Origin of the sequence: Brevibacillus sp. SIMBA_040 (assembly GCF_046535075.1) — a bacterium.
Lineage (GTDB): Bacteria > Bacillota > Bacilli > Brevibacillales > Brevibacillaceae > Brevibacillus.
In genome coordinates, this window is the sequence record NZ_JAWRXI010000004.1 from 351,955 (window position 1) to 376,523 (window position 24,569).

Genomic DNA, 24,569 nt, shown 5'->3' on the forward strand with positions numbered 1-24,569 from the left:
AAGTTCCTTCGCTAGGCAACAAAATGCTTTTGCTCCTTCCAAAGCTTTTCCAGTATCATCGCAATCAAGACCCCGACCAAGAGTCCGTTCCCCGCTATGTACTGTACGACTGTTGGTAAACCCTGAAACATATCCGATGGTAAAAACATGATAGACAGCCCTATTAGAAGTGTCACACCTAAAATGGTCAGCCTTCTTTCTGTCAATACTTCCCGCAAAATGGCTCGCACACCCAAACCGACCATTGGTACAAAGGCAGCCAGCTCGACCGCGTAGGCGACGGGTGCAGGCAAGGTTGTCAACAAGCCGATAGCAACCGGAATGAACGACAAGCAAACCATAATCAGGCCGCCAATCAGAAAGGGACGCAATCTGCTTTGCCCAGTCACACTGACGAAGCCTGCACTACCACCTAAAGGGACAATGCCTACTGTTGAAAAAACGGAAGACAACAAATGAGTAAACCCGCCTGCTAACGCACCGCGAGAAAAGCGCTTGGGATCTTCCTTTTGACTATCGCCGATCGCCTGCTCCATCGACTCTGTTGCAGCAAGTGTACTGGAGAGCAGCATCAAGACAAGCGGTAGCACCGCGATGGCCATTCCTAAGTCAAATTGGGGAGGACCCCAGGCAAACATTTGCGGGAGGCGAAACCAGCTAGCATCCGAGATCGCAGCGCCGCCCATGCCCATCCAGGAAAATGCCAGCCATCCGGCTAAAATACCGATGAGAATCGCATAGCTCCTCCACCAGCTTCTGCCCCAGGTCGACAGGCAAAAAACGAGAACGAAGACGCCAACAGCTACCAGTCCTGCTAATGCCCGATCACCTGTTAGTGGCCCTCCCCCTGCTCCGAGCATTCCTTTGATAAAAACACCATCGAGCTGAAAGGAGAGCAGCAGGAGAAACGAGCCTGTCACGAGTGGCGTAAACCAGCTCGCAAAACGATGGGCGATGCCGCTTACTGCAAACAGCACAAGCCCGGCGAACAGCATCCCACCTGTCAAAACGCGTAAGGTAGACGACAAATCATCCCCTTGGCGCAGTGCCATATCCCCCAAAATGACGAAAACACTCAGCCAGATACCCGCCGGACCATCCGCTATTGGTAAGCGATGCCCCACGAGACCTTGAAGAACAGTAGAAGCACCAGCGACCAGGAAGGTGCGTTGCATCAAGCTCGCAATCTCATCCACGGGTAAATGATATAAGCCTCCAATGACAATCGGGATCGGGATGGAATAGACGAGCAAGTAAACAAACCATTGCATCGCTCCAAGCGTCTCATTCCATCCCGATATCTGTGCGTTTTTCCGCATGCGTCCCTCCTCCTAAGAAAACGCGGCATTGCCAAACCATTGACACTGCCCGAGCCTTTTGTGTTTGTCTATTTTGTTCAAATAAAACGAGGGGATAGCGCCGAACGCCATCCCCACGGTGTAGTCATTATTTAATCGTTACTTCATCCAGCATCAAATAGCCGACAGGGCTGAGCCAGAAACCATTTACATCCTTGGATGTGACAGACACGTGGTCGATCGTACGAATTGGAATGACTGGAGCTTCCTTCAATTCGATTTCTTGCAGCTTCGCGTAGATTTCGTTACGTTTAGCCGAATCTTTTTCACGACGACCTTCTTCAATCAATTTATCCACTTCTGGATTGTTGTAGAAAGCAAGGTTACCCGCGCTTCCTTTCGAGGAGCTGTGGAAAACGTTGTATTGGTTGTAGTCGCCATCGCCTGTTGCGTTACCCCAGCCACCGATGAACATCGCATGCTCGCCTTTGTCAGTGAAATCCAGATATGCGCCGTATTCCATTACTTTGATTTCTACATCGATTCCGATGCCCTTTAACTGGGATTGAATCACCTCGGCTACGTTCATCCGCTCTTTACGATCATCGGTTACAATGGATGTTTTAAATCCGTTTGCATAACCAGCCTCGGCCAGAAGTGCCTTCGCTTCATTTACATCATAGGAGTAATCCTTGAGATTTGCATTGTATCCAATCACTTTTGGAGACAGGGACGACACAGCCTCTGTTCCTACGTTGTTGTATACGCCTTTGACAATCGCTTCTTTTTCGATGGCATGTGCCACTGCTTGACGCACACGTACATCATCGAACGGCTTTTTCTGTACGTTGAAGCCGATGTATTCTACTCCGAGACCTTCTGCACGCACCATGTTCATGCTAGGAGTAGCCTGTGCACGCTCTACCTCTGTTACAGGAAGCTGGTCACCGATGTGAGCCTCACCTGCTTCTACCATCGCGATACGAGTCGTATCCTCTGGAACTACTTTATAAACAACCTTGTCTACCTTTGGTTTTTCGCCCCAGTAGCTATCATTTTTCGCCAATGTCATATCTTGACCTGGTGTCCACGATTCAAATTTGAAAGGTCCGGTTCCGACTGGTTGCTTGGACAGTGTGTCTGCATGCTCAGCAATTGCTTTCGGGCTTAGGATGCTACCCTCGGAGCTAGCCAAGATGGACAAGAGTGGTGCAAATGGATATTCCAAAATGAATTGTACGGTCTTGTCGTCTACTACTTTGACTTCCTTGATCATCGAGAAGCTGGATGCGCGCGGAGAAGCCACTTTTGGGTCCAATACGCGTTCAAATGTCTTTTTCACAGCTTCCGCATTAAACGGAGCGCCATCGTGGAACGTAACTCCCTCACGCAGCTTGAATTCCCATGTCAGATCATCCACTTGCTTCCACTCGGTAGCGAGTGTTGCCTTGTAATCTGCGTTTTTGTCACGAGAAACGAGGCTCTCATATACTTTTCCGTATATGTAGTTAGCCGATGGAATGTTGGAAATGAAATGCGGGTCCAGGTTATTGGCATCCGCTTTGCGTGCTACGATCAACGTGCCGCCTTCTTTTGGAGCTTCTGCGGCTGGCGTATTGCCTGTAGTAGACTGCTCTGCTCCCGAACTACATCCCGCTAGCGCTGTGCCGATTGTCAGCGTCAAAGCGAGCAAAGAGCCGAACAAGCGTGTTTTCTTCATGTGAGTATACCCCCTGTCGATATTTGCCTAAGACTGTCGAAAATTCTGAATCTACGTCTTATTTGCATTATACGGGATATTATCTGGCTAGCTTTTCAGCATCTTTACATCTATTTATATTATTTTTACTTTTATTCAACTTTTGATTGCCTATACGAATATGAACAAGCAACATGTTTTTGGAGCGAAAAAGAAGAAATCCGCTGCCCTTGTTGAAGCAAGAGACACCGGATTTACATCGTCTATTTTCCTTCTACACTATCTTTTTGCCATACCAGTTTTCCAGCATACATAACCGCTTCTTTGGTGCTTTGGCGGGCTACTGCTTCTGCTGAGCATTTTGCCCGTACAAAAACTACGCTTGCTGCATCGCCTGCTTTTGGCCAAATCTGATTGCCCTCTTCGTCCAACGGAGTCAGGCCACCTGTCACAAATCCAATCGCCCGTGATAGAGAAACTTCGTCGATCCAGCGAAACCGCTCTGCCAATCGATTGGCTTTTTGCAGCATATCTCCTGTGCCAAACGGGTCCCAATGGTCTGTAATGTTATCGTTGCCCAAGCCTACATGCACACCCTTCTCGTGCAAAAGCGGAACCGGAATCGTCGGCATATCAATCGGAATGGCAGTCATAACAGCTATTTGCAAGCTGGCGAGGCGCTCTGCCATTGCTTCGACGAGTGGTGTCTCTAATTCCCCAAGTCCGTAAGCGTGGCTGATCGTTACACGTCCTTGCCATCCTGCATCCTCTGTCATGGCAGCAAGTCGCTTCATAATAAACAGCCCAAGATGCCCTGGCTCGTGCAAATGCAGATCGATGTCCGCATTCGCTTCTACCGCAATATCCATCATCGTATAGAGCGATTTTTCGATATCGTCGTCAAACGTAGCCGGATCGACACCACCAACGAGTCCCGCGCCATGCTTCATCGCTTCCCGTACCAGAGAGACGGAATCGCTGCGCAGCAAGCCATGCTGAGGGAAGGCGACCATTTCCCAGGAAAGTTTCCCGCTAAACGTCTCCAGCGCTTGCAGGGTCGCTTCCAGGTTTTTTAGCCCAATGACCGGGTCAATGTTGCAATGCGTCCGCACATGTGTAGCTCCGTGAGATTGAATCAGCTGCAAAAGCTTTTCTGCTCTCTCCTTTGCAACAGGCAGCTGACGAGGCAACAGTTCCTGTTCCTGTTCAATCCTGAAAAAACGGTTGGGCGCTGGTATAACAGCTTGCCATGGGCCTCCATAAAAGGTTTTATCCAGATGAATATGCATCTCTTTAAACGAAGGAAGCATGAGTAGACCGTCTGCATCCCAAACCGCTTCTCCTTCTGGCAGCGGTTGTGTGGCTGGAACGATCCGCTCAAAGCGTCCATCCGTTACAAACACATGAAACCGCTCTGTATTTGTCCCATTCACCCTGCCATCTTCCACTGAAAAACTGCACTCCAGACTGGCATTGGCGATCCAGAAGCTTTCATTCATCGCATTTCTTCCTTCCTGTACTGATTACTGAATCGTGATGTTATTGATCATCATGTAGCCAGATGGACTGATCCAGAAACCTTTGATATTTTTGCCGACAGCAGCCACGTGCTCCAAATTGCGAATCGGAACCATTGGCGCTTCGTCTGCTTCAATCTGCAATGCTTGTGCATAAATTTGTTTCCGTTTTTCCGTGTCCTGCTCACGACGTCCTTGCTCGATCAGTTTATCAACTTCCGTGTTTACGTAAAAGGTTGTATTTCCACCTTTTCCAAGGGAAGCAGAATGGAACAGATTGTACTGGTTGTAGTCAGCATCACCAGTAGCGTTGCCCCAACCACTGATGAACATGTCAGTTTCACCGTTGTCCTCCGCATCCAGATAAGCACCATACTCCAGTACTTTGATTTCCACATCAATGCCGATTCCTTTTAACTGGGATTGAATGACTTCAGCCGCATTGATTCGCTCTTTTCGATCACCCGTCCAAATTGTTGTTTTGAAGCCATTCGGATAACCCGCTTCTTTTAGTAGGGCTTTTGCTTTATTCGGGTCAAAGCTGTAGCCTTTCAAGCTCTCACTGTAACCGAGAACCTTTGGGCTCATTGCTGAATTCGCTCTTGTTCCGATATTGTTGTACACACCTTGAATAATCGCATCCGTCTCGATGGCATAATTGATGGCCTGACGGACACGCACATCATCGAAAGGCTTCTTCTTATTATTGAAGCCAATAAAATCAGTGCCTAAGCCTGCGGTACGATACAGATCGAGCTGTGTTGAATTTTTCACACGCTCTATTTCGGTCACTGGCAAAGGCTCGGCGATGTGCGCCTCTCCGGTTTCAACCATGGCGATTCTTGTCGTATCTTCTGGAACAACTTTAAAGACAGCTTTGTCGAATTTGATCGGTTCGCCCCAATATTTATCGTTTTTCACTAGCACGATTTCCTGTCCCGGTGTCCACGATTCAAACACAAATGGCCCGGTTCCCACTGGGTGCTTGGACAAATCTTTTCCATATTGCTCGATTGCCTTGGGGCTGATGATGCTGCCTTCATGGTTGGCGAGAATCGAGAGCAACGGAGAGTATGGGTAAGCCAGCTTGAATTGTACCGTATAATCATCGACGACTTTTACTTCTGTAATCATTTGAAATTGACTCGCACGCGGAGAACCTACCTTTTCGTCCAGTACACGTCCGATTGTAGCTTTTACTGCTTCTGCATTAAACGGTGTGCCATCGTGGAAGGTTACGCCCTCACGCAGCTTGAATTCCCATGTGACATCATCAAGCTGCTTCCACTCTGTCGCGAGCATCGGCTTGAACACCATGTTTTCGTCGCGTGCGATCAAGCCCTCGTATACCTTGTGATGCACGACACTTGCCGCATTGATGGCGGAAATAAAATGCGGGTCCAAATTATTGGCATCAGATTGACGTGCGATGATCAAGGTTTGATTTTTTGGTGCAGGATCTGTTCCAGCTACAGTGGTGCTCGTCCCTTGTTCATTGCCCGAAGAACATCCCGCAAGCACAATCCCTACGCCAAGTACACTGACAAGCAACGTATTCACCCATTTGTTCTTGTTCATGTTCTAGCCCCCATGTTTCTTTTTTCTATATGGATTCTTTTTTGTAAAGAGCAACAGCATAGCTCGCTTCCAAAAAGGAATGTCGCTATGCTGCTAATCGTGCAGTCTTATGGAAGGGTTATATCATCAACTTCGATGTGACCAGCCGGGCTGATCCATACACCCTCTACGCCTTTTTCAATTGCAGCCAGGTTTTCCGAGTAGCGATATGGTACCAATGCTGCTTCGTCCATTTCGATTTGCTGTGCTTTTTCATAGATTTGCTTGCGTTTTTCTTCGTCTTTTTCCTTGCGTCCTTCTTCGATCAGCTTGTCCACCTCTGGATTGCTGTAGAAGGAGTGGTTACCTGCAGCACCTTGGGATTTGGTATGGAACAGGTTGTACTGGTTGTAGTCAGCATCCCCTGTCGCATTACCCCAGCCGCTGATGAACAGGTCAGTCTCGCCTTTGGTCGCTGCATCGATGTATGCACCAAACTCCAGCACTTTTACTTCCAGGTCAATGTTGATTTGTTTCAATTGCTGTTGCAAAACCTCTGCTACGTTGATACGTGCTTTGTTGTCGTTGAGGTAAATGGTTGCTTTGAATCCATTTGCGTAGCCAGCTTCAGCCAACAGCTTTTTGGATTGTTCCAAATCGTATTTCGCGTCTTTTACATTCGGGCTGTAGCCAACCATTGTTGGAGAAACGGATGAATGTGCCGCCGTCCCAACATCGTTGTAAACACCTTGGATGATTGATGGCTTGTCGATCGCGTAGGCAATCGCTTGGCGTACGCGCACATCGTCAAACGGCTTTTTCTTCGTATTGATTCCGATGTGCTCGCTGGAGAACGAAGCATAACGGCCAAGTGTCATGGAAGCAGAGTTTTGTACGCGGTCTACCTCCGTTACAGGCAGCTGCTCTGCTACTTGAGCTTCTCCTGTTTCTACCATGGCGAGGCGGGTAGTATCCTCAGGAACGGTCTTAAAGACGACCTTGTCCAGCTTCGGCTTGTCACCCCAGTAGCTGTCGTTCTTCACCAGTACGACTTCCTGACCTGGTGTCCATGATTCAAATTTGTATGGCCCGGTTCCAGTTGGATGCTTGGTCAGCTCTTTGCCGTATTGCTCGATTGCTTTTGGCGACAGGATGCCACCCTCTGCACTGGCGAGAACAGACAAGAGTGGTGTGTATGGATAGTGAAGAATAAATTGAACGGTTTGGTCATCCACTACTTTTACTTCCTTGATTGCTTCAAACAGATTGGCGCGATTGGAGCCAACTGCCGGGTCCTGGACGCGTGCAATCGTCGCTTTCACAGCTTCTGCATTAAATGGAGTTCCATCGTGGAAAGTAACTCCGGAGCGCAGTTTGAACTCCCATGTCACGTCATCCAGCTGCTTCCATTCGGTTGCAAGTGCTCCCACGTATTTGCTTTCTTTGTCCATGCGAACGAGACCCTCGTAAACTTTGTGATGAATGATAGCAGCAGAGTTGATTTGAGTAAGGAAATGCGGGTCTAGATTGTTCGCATCTGACAGTCGGGCAATAACGAGAGTGCCTCCTGCTTTTTTGGTTGCATCTGGTGCAGCTGTGCCTGTTTGGCCTGATGCGTTTGTGTTTGCATTTGTTCCTGCTTGCGGCGCTGATGAGCAGCCTGCCAATGCGGCAGAAACTGCAACAGTCAGGGCAATCAGCGTTTGGAAAAAGCGCGTCTTTTTCATGTAGATGTCCCCCTCTTTCGTTTGCGCTTTCTTAATTTGAAATTTTTTAACGATTCGCGCATGTTTCATTTTACCTACTATTCAGCTAATATTTTTTCACTCTCTTTACTAGAATTTTCACTTTCTTTACTATTTTTTCAGATTTTTAAACAAAGGGGGCGTTTCAGTAGGACGGGCTGTTGGGGAGGAGAGGAAACCGGAGAAAACGCTCCAGGTACTTGGAACACTTGCGCGGGGGATTGACTGCACGGCTCCGGGGAAAAAGGGAAACCGCGTCCAAAGTAGCCGACACTGAAAGTGTCTCAGGGGTGGACGCTTAAGGGCGTGTTTCCCTTTTTCCCCTACGCCTCGGCTGTGTTCCAAAGACCTTCGCTTTTTTCTCCGGTTTCCTCTCACCAGCCGTTGTACTTCCACTTGGCGACAGGGACAAAGAACTGCCAATGTCGCTTCGCTTATTGGCAGAATAACGTAAGAAAGAAGGCAATTCGCCTATACTGTGGAATCTACTAATGAATAACGAGAGTCATGAGGTGATAGGAATGTCGGTAGTGCAAAATGGCAATACGTTGATTCGTCCTGTTCGTCTGGAGGATGCAGCTGCAATATGGGAGCTGGAGCGTGAGATTGTTGGTGTGATTGGTTTTTCTTCGCCTAATCGTAAGCGACTGGCGCATACGGGCTCGATAATGATGATGATCTCGAAAGATTTCCGAAGCAAGGGATTGGGTAAGGTGTTGTTGCAAGAGCTGTTGGCTTGGGCCGAGCAGCATCCGCTGATCGAAAAAGTAAGCTTGGGTGTATTATCTACGAATCATCGCGCGATTGCGTTGTACAAAAGGATGGGATTTGTTGAGGAAGGGCGTAAGGTGAAGGAATTCAAGGTGAGTGAAAATGAATATATAGATGATGTGCTGATGTACAGATTTGTATAGGAATTGGCTGTGGACGTCAAAAAGGCTCTCTCCATAATCGTGGAGGAAGCCTTTTCTTTTTTTCTGCTATTTAATGGTGATGTCGTTTACTTCGATATAGCCTGACGGACTAATGTAGACGCCTTCCACATTTTTCGCGATAGCCGCGAGGTTTTCACTGCTGCGGTATGGAAGCAGCGGGACCTCATCCATCTCGATTTGTTGTGCCTCGGCGTAGATATCCTTGCGTTTTTCGGGATCTTTTTCTTTTCGTGCTGCTTCAATCAAGGCATCGACTTTAGGATTGCTGTAGAAGGAGTGGTTGCCGGGAACGCCTTTTGATGTGCTATGGAACAGATTGTACTGGTTGTAGTCACCGTCTCCCGTTGCATTCCCCCAGCCACTGATAAACATTTGGGCTTCGCCTTTTGCCGCCAAATCCAGATAGGCACCGAATTCCATGACTTGAATTTGCAAATCAATACCGATTCCTTTGAGCTGAGATTGCAGCACCTCGGCAACATTGATACGCGCTTTGTTATCATTTAAATAAATGGTCGCCTTAAAGCCGTTGCCATAGCCTGCTTCCGTCAGCAGCTGCTTCGCTTTGTTTAGGTCGTACTCGGGTGTTTTGATATTCGGGCTGTACCCGATTACTTTTGGACCGAGGGAAGAGATCGCTACTTTCCCTACATTATTGTAAACGCCTTTGATAATCGATTCCTTGTCTACTGCATGGGCAATGGCTTGGCGAACACGTACATCGTCAAACGGCTTTTGTGTGACATTCATACCGATATGATCGACGGCGAATGATTCAAAGCGGCCCAAAGACATGCTTGTGGAGTTTTGTACACGCTCCAGCTCGGTTACAGGAAGCTGCTCCGCAACATGCGCCTCTCCTGCTTCAACCATCGCGACACGCGTCGCATCCTCGGGAATAGTTTTAAAGACGACTTTGTCCACCTTTGGCTTTGTTCCCCAGTAGTTTTCATTTTTGACGATGACGATTTCTTGTCCAGGCGTCCACGATTCAAATGTGAAGGGGCCTGTTCCTACCGGATGCTTTGCCAAATCTTTTCCGTACTGCTCGATCGCTTTGGGGCTGATGATTCCACCCTCGGCACTCGCCAAGACAGACAGGAGACCTGCAAACGGATAATGCAGAGTGATTTGAACTTTTTGCGGATCATTGATCTTCACTTCTTTAATCATACCAAACATGTTGGCTTTTGGTGTTGGCTGATCCTTGTCGAGAATGCGGTCAATTGTCTTTTTCACTGCCTCTGCATTAAATGGCGCCCCATCATGGAAGGTGACTCCTTCGCGAAGAGTAAACTCCCATGTGATGTCATCCAGCTGCTTCCATTCGGTTGCCAGAAGAGGCTTGTACTCACTGTTTCGGTCCAACATGACAAGTCCCTCATAAAGCTTGTGCTGCGTAACCGCCATGGAATTAATCTGTGTACTGAAATGCGGGTCCAAATTATTCGCATCAGACAGACGAGCGATGATGAGGGTACCTCCCTCCGGCGAAGCAGGAGCTGATGCCGCCTGATTCCCTGCAGGAGCCGTTGTGTTTGGTGCGGTGCCTGTTCCGCTTGTCTGTTGTCCCGAAGAACAACCGGTTAAAGCAGACGCAAGCATGAGGGACAAAGCGAGAACAGAACCAAGTAATCGTTTTCGTTTCATGATTAATGCCCCCTTTTTTATGTGGAAGATAGAGAAAAGATGATTACTGTAGAAATATTATCAATTTTCTAACATTTTATCTTTCTAAGATCTTTACCTCTCTTTGCAATATCTTTACTATTTTTCATTTAGCTCGTTATATTTCAGTCTGATATTTAGTGACCTGTACAAAAAAACACGGCCCTCTCTTCAGTAGAGAAAGCCGTGCCTATGATTTGCTATATGCTTTATTCAGTTACAGGAACAGACCAACCGAACTTGTCTTCTTTTTCACCATACTGGATACCCGTCATGGTCTCATACAGTTTCGTGGTCAGCTCACCGGTTTTCTCGCCGTTAATGATCATTTGGTGACCATTCCAGTTCAAGTCTCCGATTGGTGAAATGACTGCCGCTGTGCCTGTACCAAATGCTTCTTCCAGCTCACCATTGGTGTATGCTGTATACAGGTCCTCTATTGAAATCCGCTTCTCGATCACTGGTACGCCCCAGTCCTTCAAAAGAGCGATGGTAGAATCGCGCGTAATACCCTCCAGAATGCTTCCGTTCAAGGCAGGCGTCCACACCTCGCCTTTTACTTTGAAGAATACGTTCATGCTGCCGACTTCTTCGATGTACTTGTTTTCCACGCCATCGAGCCACAATACCTGCTCATAGCCTTTTTCTTTTGCTTCAACCTGTGCTTTCAGGCAACCCGCATAGTTGCCTGCTACTTTGGCGTTACCTGTACCGCCTCTAACCGCACGGACGTAGTTGTTTTCCACATAAATTTTTACTGGATTCATACCACCTGCATAATACGCTCCTACTGGAGACAACAGGATGATTAATTTGTACGTATGGGAAGCACGAACCCCAAAACATGGCTCGGTAGCAATCACGAATGGACGGATGTAGAGCGACATGCCGCTCTCTGTTGGAATCCAATCTTTGTCAGTCGCCACCAGCTTTTTCAAAGCGTCGACCATAAATTCCTCGTCGACTAACGGCATGCTCAGTCGCTCCAGAGAACGATTCATACGCTTGAAATTTTGATCTGGTCGGAACAGCCAAACCTTGCCTTCCTTATTGCGATAAGCTTTCAGTCCTTCAAAGACGGCCTGACCGTAGTGGAACACCATCGCTGCCGGATCAAGCGAAAGCGGGGAATACGGTACGATCTGTGGATCATGCCATCCTTTTCCTTCTGTATAGTCCATGGTGAACATATGATCGGTAAAATGTACACCAAATCCCAGCTTGTCAGTCGCTGGCTTCTCTTTTTTCTGTTCTGCGAGGGCAATCGATAACTGACACTCCATTTTCCACATCTCCCTTGGTATTAGATCCTACTTCTCTAGTACTACATATTGTTACTAAAATAGCAACTATTTTGAATGATTGCTAGCCTAAGTTTCACTCATTCATCACATTTCTTCCCCTTATGTCCCAATATTTGCCCCAGTGCCATAAGTACCGCATCCATCTCTGCATCTGTTCCGATCGTTATCCGTAAATAATCGCGCAGTCGCGGGTTTTTATAGTAGCGCACGTAAATGTTTTGCTTCATCAATGTATCGTATAACTCTTCGGCAGTCGGACAACCGGAGCCAACTGGCGGCTTGCACAAAAGAAAATTGGTATGACGCGCGCACTTGGCCCTGCCTTTCGCCTCAGCTATCTCGTCCTGGCCCCTTCCCTGCTCGATCGCTTTTGGAAGAAGCAGCACAGCTACGACCAGCTCGCCTCGCCCATTTTGCAAAAGGCACTGCTGCTCTTCATGCAATCCGGCGATTTTGATCGGCACATGCGCAAAATGCGTACCTTGTACCATCGGAAGCATGATGCTTTGCTCGAAGCCTTGACGACGCATTTTCCATCGTCGGCTAAAGTAATTGGGGCTGGATCGGGCTTGCATGTACTGCTGCAGCCTGGCAACGGTATGGATGAGGCCGAATTGGTGCGAGCAGCAGAAAACACCGGCGTGAAGGTATATCCTACCTCTGTCTACGCGCTGTCGCCGGAATGGGCGCTGCCCGCTACGGTTTTACTTGGCTTTGGCGGACTTGCGGAGGAGGAAATCCGTACAGGGGTAAAGCTTCTGGCAAAGGCTTTCGGAGGAAGCGATAGAGAGATGTCCTAGTCGATGAGGATCACGATTTTTCCGCATCCGTGACCTCTCTCCATCTCTTCGTGAGCTTCTGCCGCCCGTTCGAGTGAATATGTTTTCCTGACGTGCAGTTTTAGCTGACCCGCGACATACAGGTTGACGAGCTCCTGCAATCGTGCCGCAGAACGCTTGCTGCGGATACTGCGAATGCCGAGACTGGCTGCCAGCTCAAAGGCTACAATCGTTCCGATGCGGTCTTTGCTCTTGGCTACTTCCAGAGAAACACGCAATGCCTCGTCACCTGCCGCATCAAAGGCCACGTCAACACCCTCTGGTGCCAGCTGCTTGATTCTTTCACGCAAACCCTCTCCGTAGCGAACGGGAATAGCCCCAAGCGTGCGGAGGTATTCGTGATTGGCCTCGCTCGCTGTACCAATGACAGTTGCTCCGAGAGATTTGGCAATCTGCACCGCAACGGTTCCGACTCCGCCTGCCGCCCCGTGAATCAGCACGGTATCCCCTTTCCCCACCCCGAGCTCTTCCATCGCTGTGTGCGCCGTTTGGCCTGAGGCAGACAGGGATGCTGCTACCTCCCATGGCATGGACTCAGGTTTGAGGACAATCTGCTCCCATCCGACAACGACGTACTCTGCATTGCATCCCAGCATACGATAGCCGAGCACCTCCTGCCCGATTGTAAAGCCGGTGACACCGTCTCCCAATTGATCAATCGTTCCCGCGAATTCATTTCCCACTATTTGCGGAAACTGTACGGTCGCACCTGGTGGCGTCCAGCCGCTCCTCACTGCACAATCAAACGGCTGTACCCCCGCTGCTTTAACTCGTACCCTCACCTCACCAGGCCCAGCCTGCGGCGCTTGAACCTCGATGGATTGGAGTACATTTGGGCTGCCGTATGCAAAAAATCCTGCCGCTCTCATAAAAATCCCCCATTCTTCTTTTTGCTAATGAAGACTACTTTTTTCCATTTAAGACTACGCTTTCGCTGTTTTGTGGTTTGTGATTTTCATTGTACTCACTGCCACTGATAATAAAAAATACATGATTCTTTATTAACTGATATACTTTAGTATATAAGCAAGCAGGAGGTGAGAAAAATCGAACTGCTACAGCTTCACTACTTTCGCAAGGTAGCGCATTTGGAGCACATGACAAAAGCTGCCCAAGAGCTGCGTATCGCGCAGCCAGCCCTCAGCAAAACCATTGCCCGCCTGGAAGAGGACCTCGGTGTACCCTTATTTGAACGCAAAGGACGACAAATCCGGCTCAATACATTTGGCAAAGCATTTTTGAAAAAGGTTGAGGCTGCGCTCTCCTTGCTAGAGGATGGTCGACGGGAAGTCCTTGATCTTGCCGGGATGGAGCGTGGACGCGTTTTTTTGGCAACGACGACACATAAGTGCTTTACTGACTTAATCGGTTCGTTTCTCGCCGAGCACCCGGATGTCCAGCTGCACATCACTCAAGCCTCCACGGAAGAAAAGGTCGAGCAGCTTCTTACAGGTGAATTAGATCTTTGCATCACGTTCCCCCCGATCGAATCTCAAGGCATTGCAGGGATATCCTTTCTGACCGAAGAAATCGTCCTCGCTGTCCCGCCTGCGCATCGCTTGGCAAATCGCACGAGCATTGCGCTTGCTGAGGTGGCGAACGAGCCATTTATTTGTATCAAGGAAGGAAATCCATTCCGTGCGATGACCGATGAATTTTGCCGTCAAGCCGGCTTTGCCCCCCATATCGCGTGTGAGGTCGACGAGCATTCGGCGGTCAGCCACTTTATCCGAACCGGAATCGGTATTGCTTTTTTTCCTGAATCGATCGGGGATAAAATCACTTCTTTTCCAACCATACGGATTGATCAGCCGGTCTGTCAGCGTACGTATCAGCTCTCTTGGCTTCAGGACCGCTATTTGTCCAAATCGGCACAAACATTCCGCGAGTATGTCGTTTCTTATTTTGCCGGGCTGAAAACAGGAACGCCAATGAAGCAGGTAGACGAATAAATGCAAGAAGAAAGAAGCTGCCTGATGCAAGCAGCTTCTTGTTGTATGCTCCTATTTTCTGGCTTCTACATTTGCTTTTTCTACTGCTGCGGAAGTGAGCAAAGGTACGCGCCAGTCGAGATTTGTATAGCGTTTTGGGATACCGTAGAAGTTGAGAGTGAGCTTACTCGGAATGGGTTCGATCAGTTCTTCTACTCTCAGTATCGCCTGCATATGCTTGCGCCCCTTTTCATCTGTTTCAAAATATTCATGGGAAGCACCTTTGAAGCGATAGGTTCTGCCTTTGTCATCTGTTAACAGCAACAACCTTGGATCGATATGGGGAATCATTCCCTGTACATAAGCGTCAATTGTAACTTCACTTCTGCTTATCCCGTCATCTCTCTTTCCGGTCCCATACGAGCTTATTTGAAACACATTGCCATCTTTGGTAGCTTTCACTGGTATTTTATCTACTTGCTTCGGATCAAAAGAAATGGACAACTCAAATGGTTCTGCTTTGGTGATCGCATCCAGAACCAAGCAATACTTTTCGCCTGGTATGAATGGTTCGTAGACATCTTGACGGGATAAATGTCCTAGCTCTTTCCCATGTGCTCCCGCAGACAAAGACTTGACTTCGCCAGCTACAACTCCGTCTTTCTCACGTTCAATTCGGAATGTAAGTTTATGCTCAAAAGGGACATCACGAATCCTTCTCGGTTTTTCTGTCTTTCCTACGAGCATTTCACTCTCTCCCTCAAGTTTTTTAATTGTCTCCTTCGTCCATGTCGTTTCATACTCCAGACGAGTTGCCGTCGGTGAATGGGTTATTCCCTTCAGCTTGATTTGCAGCCCTTGTGGAGTAACATACGTATTATCGAGAGGGATGATAGTCGTCGCAACAGTAGATTTTGTGATATCAAATGGAACACTAACGGACCAGTTTCCTTTTGTCTTACCGATTTGCGTTGTGTCTAGCCGCAATATAAGCTTCTGATGACTTGTCTCTATTGCATTACTGACCCTCAGGTAACCATATTCTTTTTCGTATCGCAGACTTGTGGAATAGCTATTTTGCACAGACTCGCCACTAGGATTGGTAATTTTCAAATCATAGGAATCGAGCTGATCTGGCGAAAGCACGCTACCCGTCTGATCCACCAACCGATAAATGATATTGATTCGTACAGAATCCACCATCACTTCCATAATCTCTAGTGTAATGCCCTGGTCTGTTGAAGACGCCCCTACTGCTTGAGAGAATCCTTTTATTGCAGCTTGCTGAAGTCCTTCGTCCAAGCCTTCTTCTGTAAATAATGATTTCATATACGCTGCGATGCTTGGAGAAACCTGTGTTCCTAGCGCAATGATCAGAAAGAGCGCGATTATCACTGTCGCCGGAAAAAGCAGCAAGCCAGAAAAGCGAGAATCACGCTTGCGACTTGCAAGAACTGCACGCTCACTTGGAATTTCAAAAGAAGGGATGCCTTGCTCATCTGCCACCTTTTTTAACGTTTGTGAGATTTGCTGGTCAAGCTTAGTCATTTGCGATCACTCCCATCTCTGCGCTTCCTCGTACCCCTCGTTCCTCATTCATCCTTTCACCGATCAGCTGCCTCGCCTTATGCAGTCGTGATTTTACTGTGCCTTCGAACACACCAAGCATTTTGGCAATTTCCGCAATACTGAAGTCACCGTAGTAATACAGGACAACTGCCGACCGATGCACCGGCTTCATCGTCTGAATAGCGCTCCATATTTGCTGTTCGGTTTCTTGCTGCAAAATGCTTTCCAACGGGCTTGGCCCGCCCTCGGCAGTATCTGGACTAATCTGTGTTGTTGGTTGCTTGCGCCGGATCAGATTCAAGGTGCGATGCGTTACGATTTTCATGAACCACGCCCGAAACGAGGTCCCTTTTCGTTCGTCAAACCGATAAAGAGATTGATAAGCCTCCCACAACGCCTCCTGGACTGCATCCTGGGCCAGATGATAATCATGTATGAGCAGAAAAGCTGTTCGAAAAGCCGTGCCAAGATGTGGTTGTACAAGCTGTTCAAAATCGTTTTCCTTCACTTGCATAACCCTCCTCGAATTCCTTCTCTCTCTATTCACCTCAAGTCCTATTTTGGTTCACAAACATTCAAAAATTGTTTCCCCCCGTTTCGCTCATGCTATGCTAGTGTAGTAACAACCCAATCAGTTTTGCTTGTCAATCGTGATGAGCGGCGCTTTTTACACATCGCACAACGTCATTACATCCATTCATTGTGTAGGAGGGATCTTTGTGTACAGAGTGGATAACAGCATCATCATCAATAATCTGTGGTTGATTATCGTTCCGTTTCTATTAGGGACGGCTGGGTTTACGTCCCTGCTCCTTGGATTATTTAAGCAAAGGAAATGGAATTTTATTGTATCTGGTATTTGCTTTATCCTCCTCTTTTCCTACTTCATTTTCGGACACTTATTTCTTACACCCGTCTCTTAAAATTCTCTCCCTTGCTTCATCACCATCACAATTTTGGGAGGTACATATGACCGCTCACAAACAGCTTTTCGAAAAGAAGTCCAACAAAATCGCCATCATTACAGGAGCAAGTCGGACGCAGGGAATCGGTGCTGCCATCTGCCGTGCTCTAGCTAAAGACGGAGTTGATATTTTCTTCACATACTGGAGCAAGTACGATCAATCTATGCCCTGGGGAATTGATCTGGATGAACCACGACTCCTGCGGGAGGAAATAACGAAGCAGGGCGTGTGCTGCGAGTGCCTGGAAGTAGATTTGTCGGCACCTGATGCCTATCTCACTGTGCTGGATGAAGTGAAAATGAAACTAGGTGATCCCAGCATTTTAGTAAACAATGCCTGCTTCTCCACAAGCGACGGCTATACGGTATTGGACAGCACGAGCCTCGACAGTCATTATGCGATCAATGTTCGTGCGACGACCATGCTTAGTGTTGAGTTTGCCCGTCGTTTTTCCAAAGGCTCGGGAGGCAGAATCATCAACCTGACTTCTGGTCAAGCAAAAGGTCCGATGCCAGGCGAGATCGCTTATGCTGCTACAAAAGGCGCGGTCGAAGCACTCACACTGACACTGTCTGCAGAGGTCGCCCCGATTGGAATAACTGTGAATGCTGTCAATCCTGGTCCCACCGATACAGGCTGGATGTCGGAGGAACTCAAGCAAATCCTTTTGAAAAGAAGCCCGTTTGGACGGATCGGCTTGCCAGAGGATGCCGCACGGTTGGTTGCTTTTCTAGCAAGTGAGGAGGCAGCTTGGATTACGGGGCAAGTGATTCATTCCGAGGGCGGATTTATGCGGAAATAGCACTGATCTCGATGCAAATAACCCACAAATTTTAACTCCAAATGGAAATATTTATCAAGTTTCAACTCCCCGGATTGAGGGTATTTAACCATCAGCAGAATACCAAATCACCCTGGGGGAAATCACTGTGACCATCAAGAAAAAGGTTTTGTTCGGATTCATCGGCCTATTAGTTTTACTTCTTATCATCGGAGGCATCTCCATTTTTCAAATGAAAAAAATGGGGGATCAGTCTACGGAAATCAAAGACAATTGGGTTCCCAGCCTAGCACTGGTCGGCGAGACGAATGCACTGGGCACAAACGTACCACGATTGCTTAACCAGATCGGTCTGGAAACAGATGATAACGAAATTGCCAAACTGGACTCCCAAATACAAGTGCTCCTCGATCGGATTCAAAAAGCTACTCAAAGCTACGAAAAGCTAATCGCAACTGACGAAGAAAGACAGCTTTATAATGAGTTTCAACAATTGTGGCAGGAATTTGAAAAAGATTTGCCTCAAATCGTTGAAATAGCCAAAGGCAACGACCAGCAAAAGACGATCGCAGCCATTAAGCAAGCTACCCCTGTATGGGAAGAGTCGCAGCAGGTGCTGATCAAGCTCAAGGATTTAAATAGTACTGGAGCGACACAAGAAACGACAGAGTCTGTAGAAATTTATCAAAACGCATTACTGAGCATTAGCATCGTTATTGCCATTGCGATCATTGCCGGAATCGTATTAGCATTCATCATTTTCCGCGACATCCGTACTGTAGCAGACAACATTAATGCCTCATCGCAAACAGTTGCCACTTCATCTGAGGAAATTTCGGCGAGTGTTCAAGAGGTAGCGACGGGTACCCATCATCAAACGAACATGGTCAACAGCATTTCTGAGATGATTGACCAAATGGATAAAGCCATCGGACAAATCGCATCCAATATCGAAGAGACGAGCACATTGGTAAATCGGACGTCTGTCATTGCAGAGAACGGCGGAAAAATGATGAGCAATGCACTCGTCGGTATGCAGGACATCTCGAATAAAGTACATCATCTGTTGGATAATTCCAAGCAGATTGACCTGATTGTCACGACGATTAAAGACATCGCGGATCAAACCAAGTTGCTGGCACTAAACGCCTCAATCGAGGCAGCGCGAGCAGGTGAGCATGGCCGAGGCTTTGCTGTCGTAGCGGATTCTGTAGGAAAATTGGCAAACCAAAGCGGAGAAGCTACAAAAGGTATCATTCAGCTCGTGCATACGATGCAGGAAAGCACACAGGACGCAGTGGAAACAGTCCGCTCTGGCAATGAGCTCATTGCAAAGGCAGGCGATTCCTTTACCGAAATCATCCAATATGTAAATGAGTCTGCTGAGCGAATTACGGAAGTTGCAGCAAGCTGTGAAGAACAGTCTGCTCAAACGAGTGATATTTTGCAATCCTCTCAAAACATTGCTGCTGTGACCGAGCAAACCTCTGCGAGTACACAGGAGACGGCTTCTGCTACGGAAGAGCTGGCGAACATGGCAGAAAAGCTCAGTCTATTAGTTACGAAATTATAGAACGAAAGAACATACAAAAGGCACAATCTGCTACTTACAGTCAGATTGTGCCTTTACCTTTTTACTGTTTGCTTATCCTTTTTTTACAACATGGAAAGAAGGCGTGAACAGCTCCTCTGCTCCGAGCTGTTGGTAGTCTCTTTCCACATAGCCCAGGCGCATTTTATCAAAATAGCGCTGTCCTTTGGCTTTCACTTCCTCCAGATCTACACCTGGCAGCTCGCGATCCTTCATGACTGTACGACCCGCGATAATCGAAAGCTTTACGTCACGACCTGAGCCGGACATAATGAGCGAGCGAATTGGATCATCAATCGTACCCATATGGAAGCCATCCAGATCAATGGCAATGATATCTGCTTTTGCTCCTGGTGCCAGTCTTCCCAGATCATCACGCCCTAGGAAACGCGCTCCACCCAGCGTCGCTGCGCGATAAATGTCCGCGTAGCTGGAATCGGCTACATCGCCTTCCCGTAACCGTGAGAACATGCTGGCCGTCCGAATGTTTTGGATGAAATCAGGCGGGAACGTATCTGTTCCGATGGCGATATTGATTCCGTTTCTTTTATAACGGGCAAATGATTCAAGTGCAGAACCGTGGCGTCCAATCACAAGTGGACAGTGAATGACCGTCGTTCCTGTTTCCTGAAGCAGAGCGAGGTCGTCACCTTCTCCGATCGTAGCTTCGCTATAGCCGGGGATAAAGTGTGCATGTGGAATAGCTGTTTTGTTGCCTAAGAAGCAAATGCTATGCAAAAATTGTACAGGGGATTTGTTATGACGACGATACATTTCGTTGTATTCATAGCTGCCTTGTGCCGCATGCAAACGAATCGGGCAACCTAATTCATCGCTGTAGCGCTTGGTGTTGATGAGGTTATCCGGTGTTTGTGTTTCGATGCGCTCAGGCGCCAGCATCCCGCGAATCAAGCCGTTATGTGCACCATCGAAATCTTTTACGAACTGCACAGCACGCTCCAAGCCTGCTTGGCCCTCTGCTTCATTCCAGAGTACTTCGATTTCGCCGTTTGCCTTGACTACACGCATCCCGGACTGATAGCTCGGCCCCATGTACATACGCAAACCCAGTCGCCCTGCATGATCGGCAGCCGCTGCCAGCTCCTCATACGTTTCTGCCCAGCGCTTGTAGAAGACCGAAGTGATCGGCATCGCTGTTGTAACCCCGTTCAAAATCAACTGGCTGTAAGCAAAAAGCGATTTGAACGCCTCTTCCTCCGGCGTCATCACTTCATGGTAGCCTTTGCGATAGTAGTCCTCTGACCAGAGTAGATTCTTGTTCCTACCTGCCGCCGCTTCCAAATGAACCACGTCATGGTCAATATCTCCCAGCGCGTTCAGATCGATAAAGCCCGGGCTGACCACCGCATTCCCTGCATCGATTACCTCGTCAACTTCCCCAGCATAGTCATGACCCACGAACAAAATCGTATCGTTCTCGTATACGACCTCACCATCGCGAATAATGATGTGATCCTCCCCATCAAAGCCAATCACGTATTTAGCCGTTATTTTCTTTTTCATGCGCTACCTCCCTTTTCGCATTGCGAGATTATCCGTACTTCTCATCCACTTTAGTCCTATCTGTATGAATCCTCCCCCATTATAGGAAATATTCTGTAAAATAAGTTTCAATTGCTTTACATCTATTTGCACAATCTTTACTACTTTAAGAACGTTAGGAAATTTTAAGAGTCCGCTTTGAAATAGCATCCTTTCTTAAAAATTCCGTAACGCATAAAAACTTTCCGCTAATCGCGGTCGCTCATCTTGCTAAAGCATCGATATTGTTTTTCTAAAACAAACAACATTCCTGGCAATACGTAAAGATCATGCAAAAACAAGTAAAGATGCTGAAAATTATTGTTCGAAATATTCACTACAATTAAGAAAACAAAGAGAAGGGACTGGTTTTTTGTGAGTCACGCTTTCTGGTTAACCAATGTTCGTTTGGACAGCGGGTTTGAGACTGGACATGATGGAGTCGTTCATACGTTAACCGAAATCTGTCATCTCCGCATTGAAGACGGCAAAATCATGCAAATCGCATCCGCTAATGAGCCACTGGACACGACTCTGCCCACTGAAGACGCAAAAGGGTTGCTGGCCCTTCCCTCTTTTGTGGAGAAGCATAATCACCTGGATAAAACGTATGCAGGTGCTACATGGAAGTCTTGTCTCCCTCCGAAAAAGCTGATCGATCGTTTGGAGTTTGAGGCAACAGAAATGCCTGCCATAACAGGGACCACCACTCAGCGGGCTGAAGCCATGCTGCAATGGCTGCTTCAAGGCGGTGCCACACACGTCAGAACCCACGTCAATATCGATCCGTATATCGGTCTGAAAAACCTGGAAGGTGTCCGCACTGCACTGGAAAATTACAGTGACCGGATGACCTATGAGATCGTAGCATTCCCGCAGCAAGGCTTATTGCGTACACAAGCCAGCTCCCTGATGAGACAAGCGATGAAGGAAGGCGCGACACTGGTCGGCGGACTCGACCCAGCCGGTATTGATAACGAGCTGGAAGGCTCCTTGCGCGAAATGATGGACATCGCGGTAGAAGCAAATGCAGATGTCGATATTCACCTGCACGATCCGGGCACACTCGGCTTTTATACGATCAAGCGCATTCTCGATTTGACAGAGGAAGCTGGCTGGCAGAACCGAATGGCGATCAGCCATGCATTTGCACTCGGCGATGTCTCTGTGGAAGAAAGTACGGAAATGGCTGAGCGTTTGTCTCGTCTTGGCGCGATGATCATGACGACCGTTCCGATCAACCGGGCGATGCCACCTGTACCGATCCTGCATGAAAAAGGTGTACGTGTCGCACTCGGCTACGATGGCTTTTACGATTCTTGGTCACCGTACGGAACAGGTGACATGCTGGAGAAGCTGAATCGACTTGTCGAGCGCTATCGCTGGGTAGACGAGCGCTCTCTTGTCCAATCCCTGTTCTTTATTACAGGAGGGAAAACGACTCTGGATAAGGAAGGAAACCGGGCTTGGCCGAAGGTTGGCGATGAGGCGAGCATTGTTTTTGCCGAAAGCTCCTGCTCCGCTGAGGCAGTGGCCAGAAGGTCCAGACGTGCTGCGGTCATGTTTAAAGGGAAAATCGTTCACGGGGCACTGGAACGAATGAACGGGAATTAAGATTAGTAGGCTAGTTGGCTTCGCTGATTTTTTGGCGAAGCCTTTTTTCGTTGTGTCGTTGGTGATGCTTTCCAAGCGCAGATCTCCTACCCGCTAGATGAATAAAACAAGCTACCCCGATAGGTAGCCCTTATTTATTACTTTGTATAGTTATTGATCCACATTAGATTGCTACTAAATCATTTAGCGCCCCTGCCGATACGCCTCCCTCACCCGCTCAATCTGGGCTAGGTGATCACGCACATGCTGGACGCGATATTCCAGCAACTCTTTGAAAGTAAACCGCGCACCATCGGGATACACCCCTACCCGCTCGGCTTGCTGTGGTGTCAGATTGTTCAAAATGGGCAGCATACTGTTGCGCAGCGATTGGAAGAGACGTAGATGCTCCTCGCGATCCAGCTGATCATACCCCAGTTCATTCACCCATGAGTCCTGGTCAAACGAATACAGAAACGCCTCTTTCTCCGCCAAGACCTTTCTCATCCGATGTGTCGACAAGATCTCGGAATCTGTTACATGAATAAGAATTTGGTGGATACTCCATTTTCCCAGTGCAGGCTTGAACCGAAGCTCCTCTTCAGTCAACCCCTCGATGGCTTCCAGCAGCATTTTGTATCCTCGACTGTACTCTTCAATCCATGTATCCATCTCGTTCCTCCTTCATTTAAAATCTATATGGAATTTACTTCTGACTGTTAAGAATACGCCGAATAAAATCGACCGCATCTTTTTCTGTAAATCTATCGTTTATTTGAAAGGTGATGAAGTATGAACCCTTACCGACTTGAAAGGAATAGAAACCGTAATTTCCAGATTCGACTTCTTTGAAAGAGTACTCGACCTCTACACCTTCAATTTGTTGAACCTTCGCATCAGCAAGCGAATTTTTCTCGTTGCTGATCTCCATCCTAATCAATGGCTTACCTTCATACTCTCCGTAATAAAATTTCCTTCTCTGCTTTTTTTCGAGATTCTCCTTCTGCTCGCTGCTCAATTCGATGAGTGGTCCTTTTTGATCTGTATAGACGACCGTTGCGACCCGCCGATCTCCTATCACTTCATTATTCACGATGGGAGGATACATAACCTCAGCAAATTTAACCTGATAATAATCCAACACAGGAACGACCATTTGGATTCCCAGTTCCTGTTCCATTTTCTGCTGGACTTCCTGTGGCAATCCCTTGGCATATGTCCGTAGGTCAAAAAGAGCGAATTCTTCTTCGCCAACCGTAAGAATCAATATGGCGTCAAACTTTTTGTTTTGTAGTTCAACCATTTTTTCTTTGGGGGGCAAAAGAGGAATTTGTTGATAAGAGCCTAAATCCTCTTCAGTTCCTAATTCATAAAAGATGGAATATTCTGCCGTCCCGTTGCTGACAATCTCACCATCCATTTTATAGCCACCATCCATCTTTTCGAAATCCATCGCATTTGACCCAACTGTTTTTCTTAATGCTGAGATGAGCTCATCACTAGGTTCGAGTTTGAACCTGACCGGCTTCTTCCTATCACCTATCTTTTGGTTGCTCATGTTTTTAACGACGAATTTGTAAGAAAGAACTGTCGGGGGGACATATTTGATTAACTGGTTTCCATCCATGATCCCCCTTTGTATAGATTTCTCTGTGAAGATCTCCGCGGACACATGAACTAGCTCAACTGTAGGTTTACTTGTACAAGCAGCAGTCATGAAACTAATGACAAAAATGAGACTGAAGAGCAAAAGTCGTTTCATTTTCTTTCACCTCCGTCTTTCCTTCATTCATTTTACCATATTTTAACTGCCCATCTTCTAAGAACGCGAACTTACAAACGCTCAGGAGAAAAAATGCCATGCGATTTTACATACAGCAGCGATTGGAGTGGGTGGAGATGCCTCTCACTAGACTGCTGCTATATTGCTCAGGCAGCAAAAAAGAGGCAAAACCACCTTAAAATGTACCCTTTGTAAAGGACACTTTTAAAAAGTCTAGGCAGCTCCAAGAAGATGATCTCTGTATTGAACAGG

General features: G+C 47.6%; 20 protein-coding genes and 1 pseudogene. 7 read left to right on the forward strand and 14 right to left on the reverse strand.

Annotation, left to right across the window (positions count from 1 at the left end):
* Positions 1-11 precede the first annotated feature (11 nt).
* The 5 genes from SB752_RS09590 to SB752_RS09610 form a co-directional block, all read right to left on the reverse strand.
* On the reverse strand, positions 12-1,319 hold the full coding sequence (locus tag SB752_RS09590; protein WP_410715429.1) for a purine/pyrimidine permease: 1,308 nt from the start codon (positions 1,317-1,319) through the stop codon (positions 12-14).
* A gap of 127 nt (positions 1,320-1,446) precedes the next feature.
* Positions 1,447-3,018, reverse strand: a complete 1,572-nt coding sequence (locus SB752_RS09595) for a glutathione ABC transporter substrate-binding protein (RefSeq protein ID WP_410715430.1) — start codon at positions 3,016-3,018, stop codon at positions 1,447-1,449.
* 242 nt (positions 3,019-3,260) lie between these two features.
* Positions 3,261-4,496, reverse strand: a complete 1,236-nt coding sequence (locus SB752_RS09600) for an amidohydrolase family protein (RefSeq protein ID WP_410715431.1) — start codon at positions 4,494-4,496, stop codon at positions 3,261-3,263.
* 24 nt (positions 4,497-4,520) lie between these two features.
* Positions 4,521-6,092, reverse strand: coding sequence for a glutathione ABC transporter substrate-binding protein (locus SB752_RS09605; protein WP_410715432.1), 1,572 nt, complete (start codon positions 6,090-6,092; stop codon positions 4,521-4,523).
* Between the two features lie 107 nt (positions 6,093-6,199).
* The gene (locus SB752_RS09610) at positions 6,200-7,798 is read right to left on the reverse strand and encodes a glutathione ABC transporter substrate-binding protein (RefSeq protein WP_410715433.1); all 1,599 of its coding nucleotides are present in this window, start codon (positions 7,796-7,798) and stop codon (positions 6,200-6,202) included.
* A 608-nt stretch (positions 7,799-8,406) separates the two neighbouring features.
* Here SB752_RS09610 and SB752_RS09615 point away from each other — a divergent pair.
* Positions 8,407-8,730: pseudogene (locus tag SB752_RS09615) on the forward strand (GNAT family N-acetyltransferase); the annotation flags it as partial.
* Positions 8,731-8,796: 66 nt separating this feature from the next.
* Here SB752_RS09615 and SB752_RS09620 read toward each other — a convergent pair.
* From SB752_RS09620 to SB752_RS09630, 3 genes are all read right to left on the reverse strand, one after another.
* Positions 8,797-10,401, reverse strand: a complete 1,605-nt coding sequence (locus tag SB752_RS09620) for a glutathione ABC transporter substrate-binding protein (RefSeq protein ID WP_410715434.1) — start codon at positions 10,399-10,401, stop codon at positions 8,797-8,799.
* Positions 10,402-10,628: 227 nt separating this feature from the next.
* The gene (locus SB752_RS09625) at positions 10,629-11,702 is read right to left on the reverse strand and encodes a branched-chain amino acid aminotransferase (protein WP_410715435.1); all 1,074 of its coding nucleotides are present in this window, start codon (positions 11,700-11,702) and stop codon (positions 10,629-10,631) included.
* Positions 11,703-11,800: 98 nt separating this feature from the next.
* Positions 11,801-12,223 (reverse strand): hypothetical protein, encoded by a 423-nt coding sequence (locus SB752_RS09630; protein WP_410715436.1) that lies wholly within the window; start codon positions 12,221-12,223, stop codon positions 11,801-11,803.
* 6 nt (positions 12,224-12,229) lie between these two features.
* Between SB752_RS09630 and SB752_RS09635 the strand changes: the two genes are divergently transcribed.
* Positions 12,230-12,523, forward strand: coding sequence for a hypothetical protein (locus SB752_RS09635; RefSeq protein ID WP_410715437.1), 294 nt, complete (start codon positions 12,230-12,232; stop codon positions 12,521-12,523).
* On the opposite strand, the gene SB752_RS09640 is transcribed toward SB752_RS09635, so the two are convergent.
* Entirely contained in the window at positions 12,520-13,431 is a 912-nt protein-coding gene (locus tag SB752_RS09640) for an NADP-dependent oxidoreductase (protein WP_410715438.1), read from the reverse strand. The genes SB752_RS09635 and SB752_RS09640 overlap by 4 nt on opposite strands.
* Positions 13,432-13,608: 177 nt before the next feature.
* Between SB752_RS09640 and SB752_RS09645 the strand changes: the two genes are divergently transcribed.
* Complete coding sequence (locus tag SB752_RS09645; protein WP_410715466.1) at positions 13,609-14,514, forward strand: LysR family transcriptional regulator; 906 nt, start codon at positions 13,609-13,611, stop codon at positions 14,512-14,514.
* Positions 14,515-14,565: 51 nt separating this feature from the next.
* Here SB752_RS09645 and SB752_RS09650 read toward each other — a convergent pair whose 3' ends face one another.
* Positions 14,566-16,041, reverse strand: coding sequence for a DUF4179 domain-containing protein (locus SB752_RS09650; RefSeq protein ID WP_410715439.1), 1,476 nt, complete (start codon positions 16,039-16,041; stop codon positions 14,566-14,568).
* On the reverse strand, positions 16,034-16,570 hold the full coding sequence (locus SB752_RS09655; protein WP_410715440.1) for an RNA polymerase sigma factor: 537 nt from the start codon (positions 16,568-16,570) through the stop codon (positions 16,034-16,036). The genes SB752_RS09650 and SB752_RS09655 overlap by 8 nt, the downstream gene beginning before the upstream one ends.
* A 211-nt stretch (positions 16,571-16,781) precedes the next feature.
* On the opposite strand from SB752_RS09655, the gene SB752_RS09660 reads away from it, so the two are divergent.
* The 3 genes from SB752_RS09660 (at position 16,782) to SB752_RS09670 (ending at position 19,381) form a co-directional block, all read left to right on the forward strand.
* A complete protein-coding gene (locus SB752_RS09660) occupies positions 16,782-16,985 on the forward strand; it encodes a hypothetical protein (protein ID WP_410715441.1) in 204 nt (67 codons plus the stop codon).
* A 46-nt stretch (positions 16,986-17,031) separates the two neighbouring features.
* Entirely contained in the window at positions 17,032-17,829 is a 798-nt protein-coding gene (locus tag SB752_RS09665; protein WP_410715442.1) for an SDR family oxidoreductase, read from the forward strand.
* Positions 17,830-17,956: 127 nt separating this feature from the next.
* Positions 17,957-19,381, forward strand: coding sequence for a HAMP domain-containing methyl-accepting chemotaxis protein (locus SB752_RS09670; protein WP_410715443.1), 1,425 nt, complete (start codon positions 17,957-17,959; stop codon positions 19,379-19,381).
* A 72-nt stretch (positions 19,382-19,453) separates the two neighbouring features.
* On the opposite strand, the gene SB752_RS09675 is transcribed toward SB752_RS09670, so the two are convergent.
* Complete coding sequence (locus tag SB752_RS09675) at positions 19,454-20,923, reverse strand: amidohydrolase family protein (protein ID WP_410715444.1); 1,470 nt, start codon at positions 20,921-20,923, stop codon at positions 19,454-19,456.
* Positions 20,924-21,316: 393 nt separating this feature from the next.
* Between SB752_RS09675 and SB752_RS09680 the strand changes: the two genes are divergently transcribed.
* On the forward strand, positions 21,317-22,555 hold the full coding sequence (locus SB752_RS09680) for an amidohydrolase family protein (protein WP_410715445.1): 1,239 nt from the start codon (positions 21,317-21,319) through the stop codon (positions 22,553-22,555).
* A 183-nt stretch (positions 22,556-22,738) separates the two neighbouring features.
* Here SB752_RS09680 and SB752_RS09685 read toward each other — a convergent pair whose 3' ends face one another.
* Together SB752_RS09685 and SB752_RS09690 are read right to left on the reverse strand one after the other, a co-directional pair.
* Positions 22,739-23,206, reverse strand: coding sequence for a DinB family protein (locus SB752_RS09685; protein ID WP_410715446.1), 468 nt, complete (start codon positions 23,204-23,206; stop codon positions 22,739-22,741).
* Between the two features lie 34 nt (positions 23,207-23,240).
* The gene (locus SB752_RS09690) at positions 23,241-24,296 is read right to left on the reverse strand and encodes a hypothetical protein (protein WP_410715447.1); all 1,056 of its coding nucleotides are present in this window, start codon (positions 24,294-24,296) and stop codon (positions 23,241-23,243) included.
* Positions 24,297-24,569 lie beyond the last annotated feature (273 nt).

Bases quoted from the DNA above. Each gene is read 5' to 3' on its own strand.
- SB752_RS09590 (WP_410715429.1), bottom strand. From the start codon at position 1,319: ATGCGGAAAAACGCACAGATATCGGGATGGAATGAGACGCTTGGAGCG.
- SB752_RS09595 (WP_410715430.1), bottom strand. From the start codon at position 3,018: ATGAAGAAAACACGCTTGTTCGGCTCTTTGCTCGCTTTGACGCTGACA.
- SB752_RS09600 (WP_410715431.1), bottom strand. From the start codon at position 4,496: ATGAATGAAAGCTTCTGGATCGCCAATGCCAGTCTGGAGTGCAGTTTT.
- SB752_RS09605 (WP_410715432.1), bottom strand. From the start codon at position 6,092: ATGAACAAGAACAAATGGGTGAATACGTTGCTTGTCAGTGTACTTGGC.
- SB752_RS09610 (WP_410715433.1), bottom strand. From the start codon at position 7,798: ATGAAAAAGACGCGCTTTTTCCAAACGCTGATTGCCCTGACTGTTGCA.
- SB752_RS09620 (WP_410715434.1), bottom strand. From the start codon at position 10,401: ATGAAACGAAAACGATTACTTGGTTCTGTTCTCGCTTTGTCCCTCATG.
- SB752_RS09625 (WP_410715435.1), bottom strand. From the start codon at position 11,702: ATGGAGTGTCAGTTATCGATTGCCCTCGCAGAACAGAAAAAAGAGAAG.
- SB752_RS09630 (WP_410715436.1), bottom strand. From the start codon at position 12,223: ATGCTTCCGATGGTACAAGGTACGCATTTTGCGCATGTGCCGATCAAA.
- SB752_RS09640 (WP_410715438.1), bottom strand. From the start codon at position 13,431: ATGAGAGCGGCAGGATTTTTTGCATACGGCAGCCCAAATGTACTCCAA.
- SB752_RS09650 (WP_410715439.1), bottom strand. From the start codon at position 16,041: ATGACTAAGCTTGACCAGCAAATCTCACAAACGTTAAAAAAGGTGGCA.
- SB752_RS09665 (WP_410715442.1), top strand. From the start codon at position 17,032: ATGACCGCTCACAAACAGCTTTTCGAAAAGAAGTCCAACAAAATCGCC.
- SB752_RS09675 (WP_410715444.1), bottom strand. From the start codon at position 20,923: ATGAAAAAGAAAATAACGGCTAAATACGTGATTGGCTTTGATGGGGAG.
- SB752_RS09685 (WP_410715446.1), bottom strand. From the start codon at position 23,206: ATGGATACATGGATTGAAGAGTACAGTCGAGGATACAAAATGCTGCTG.
- SB752_RS09690 (WP_410715447.1), bottom strand. From the start codon at position 24,296: ATGAAACGACTTTTGCTCTTCAGTCTCATTTTTGTCATTAGTTTCATG.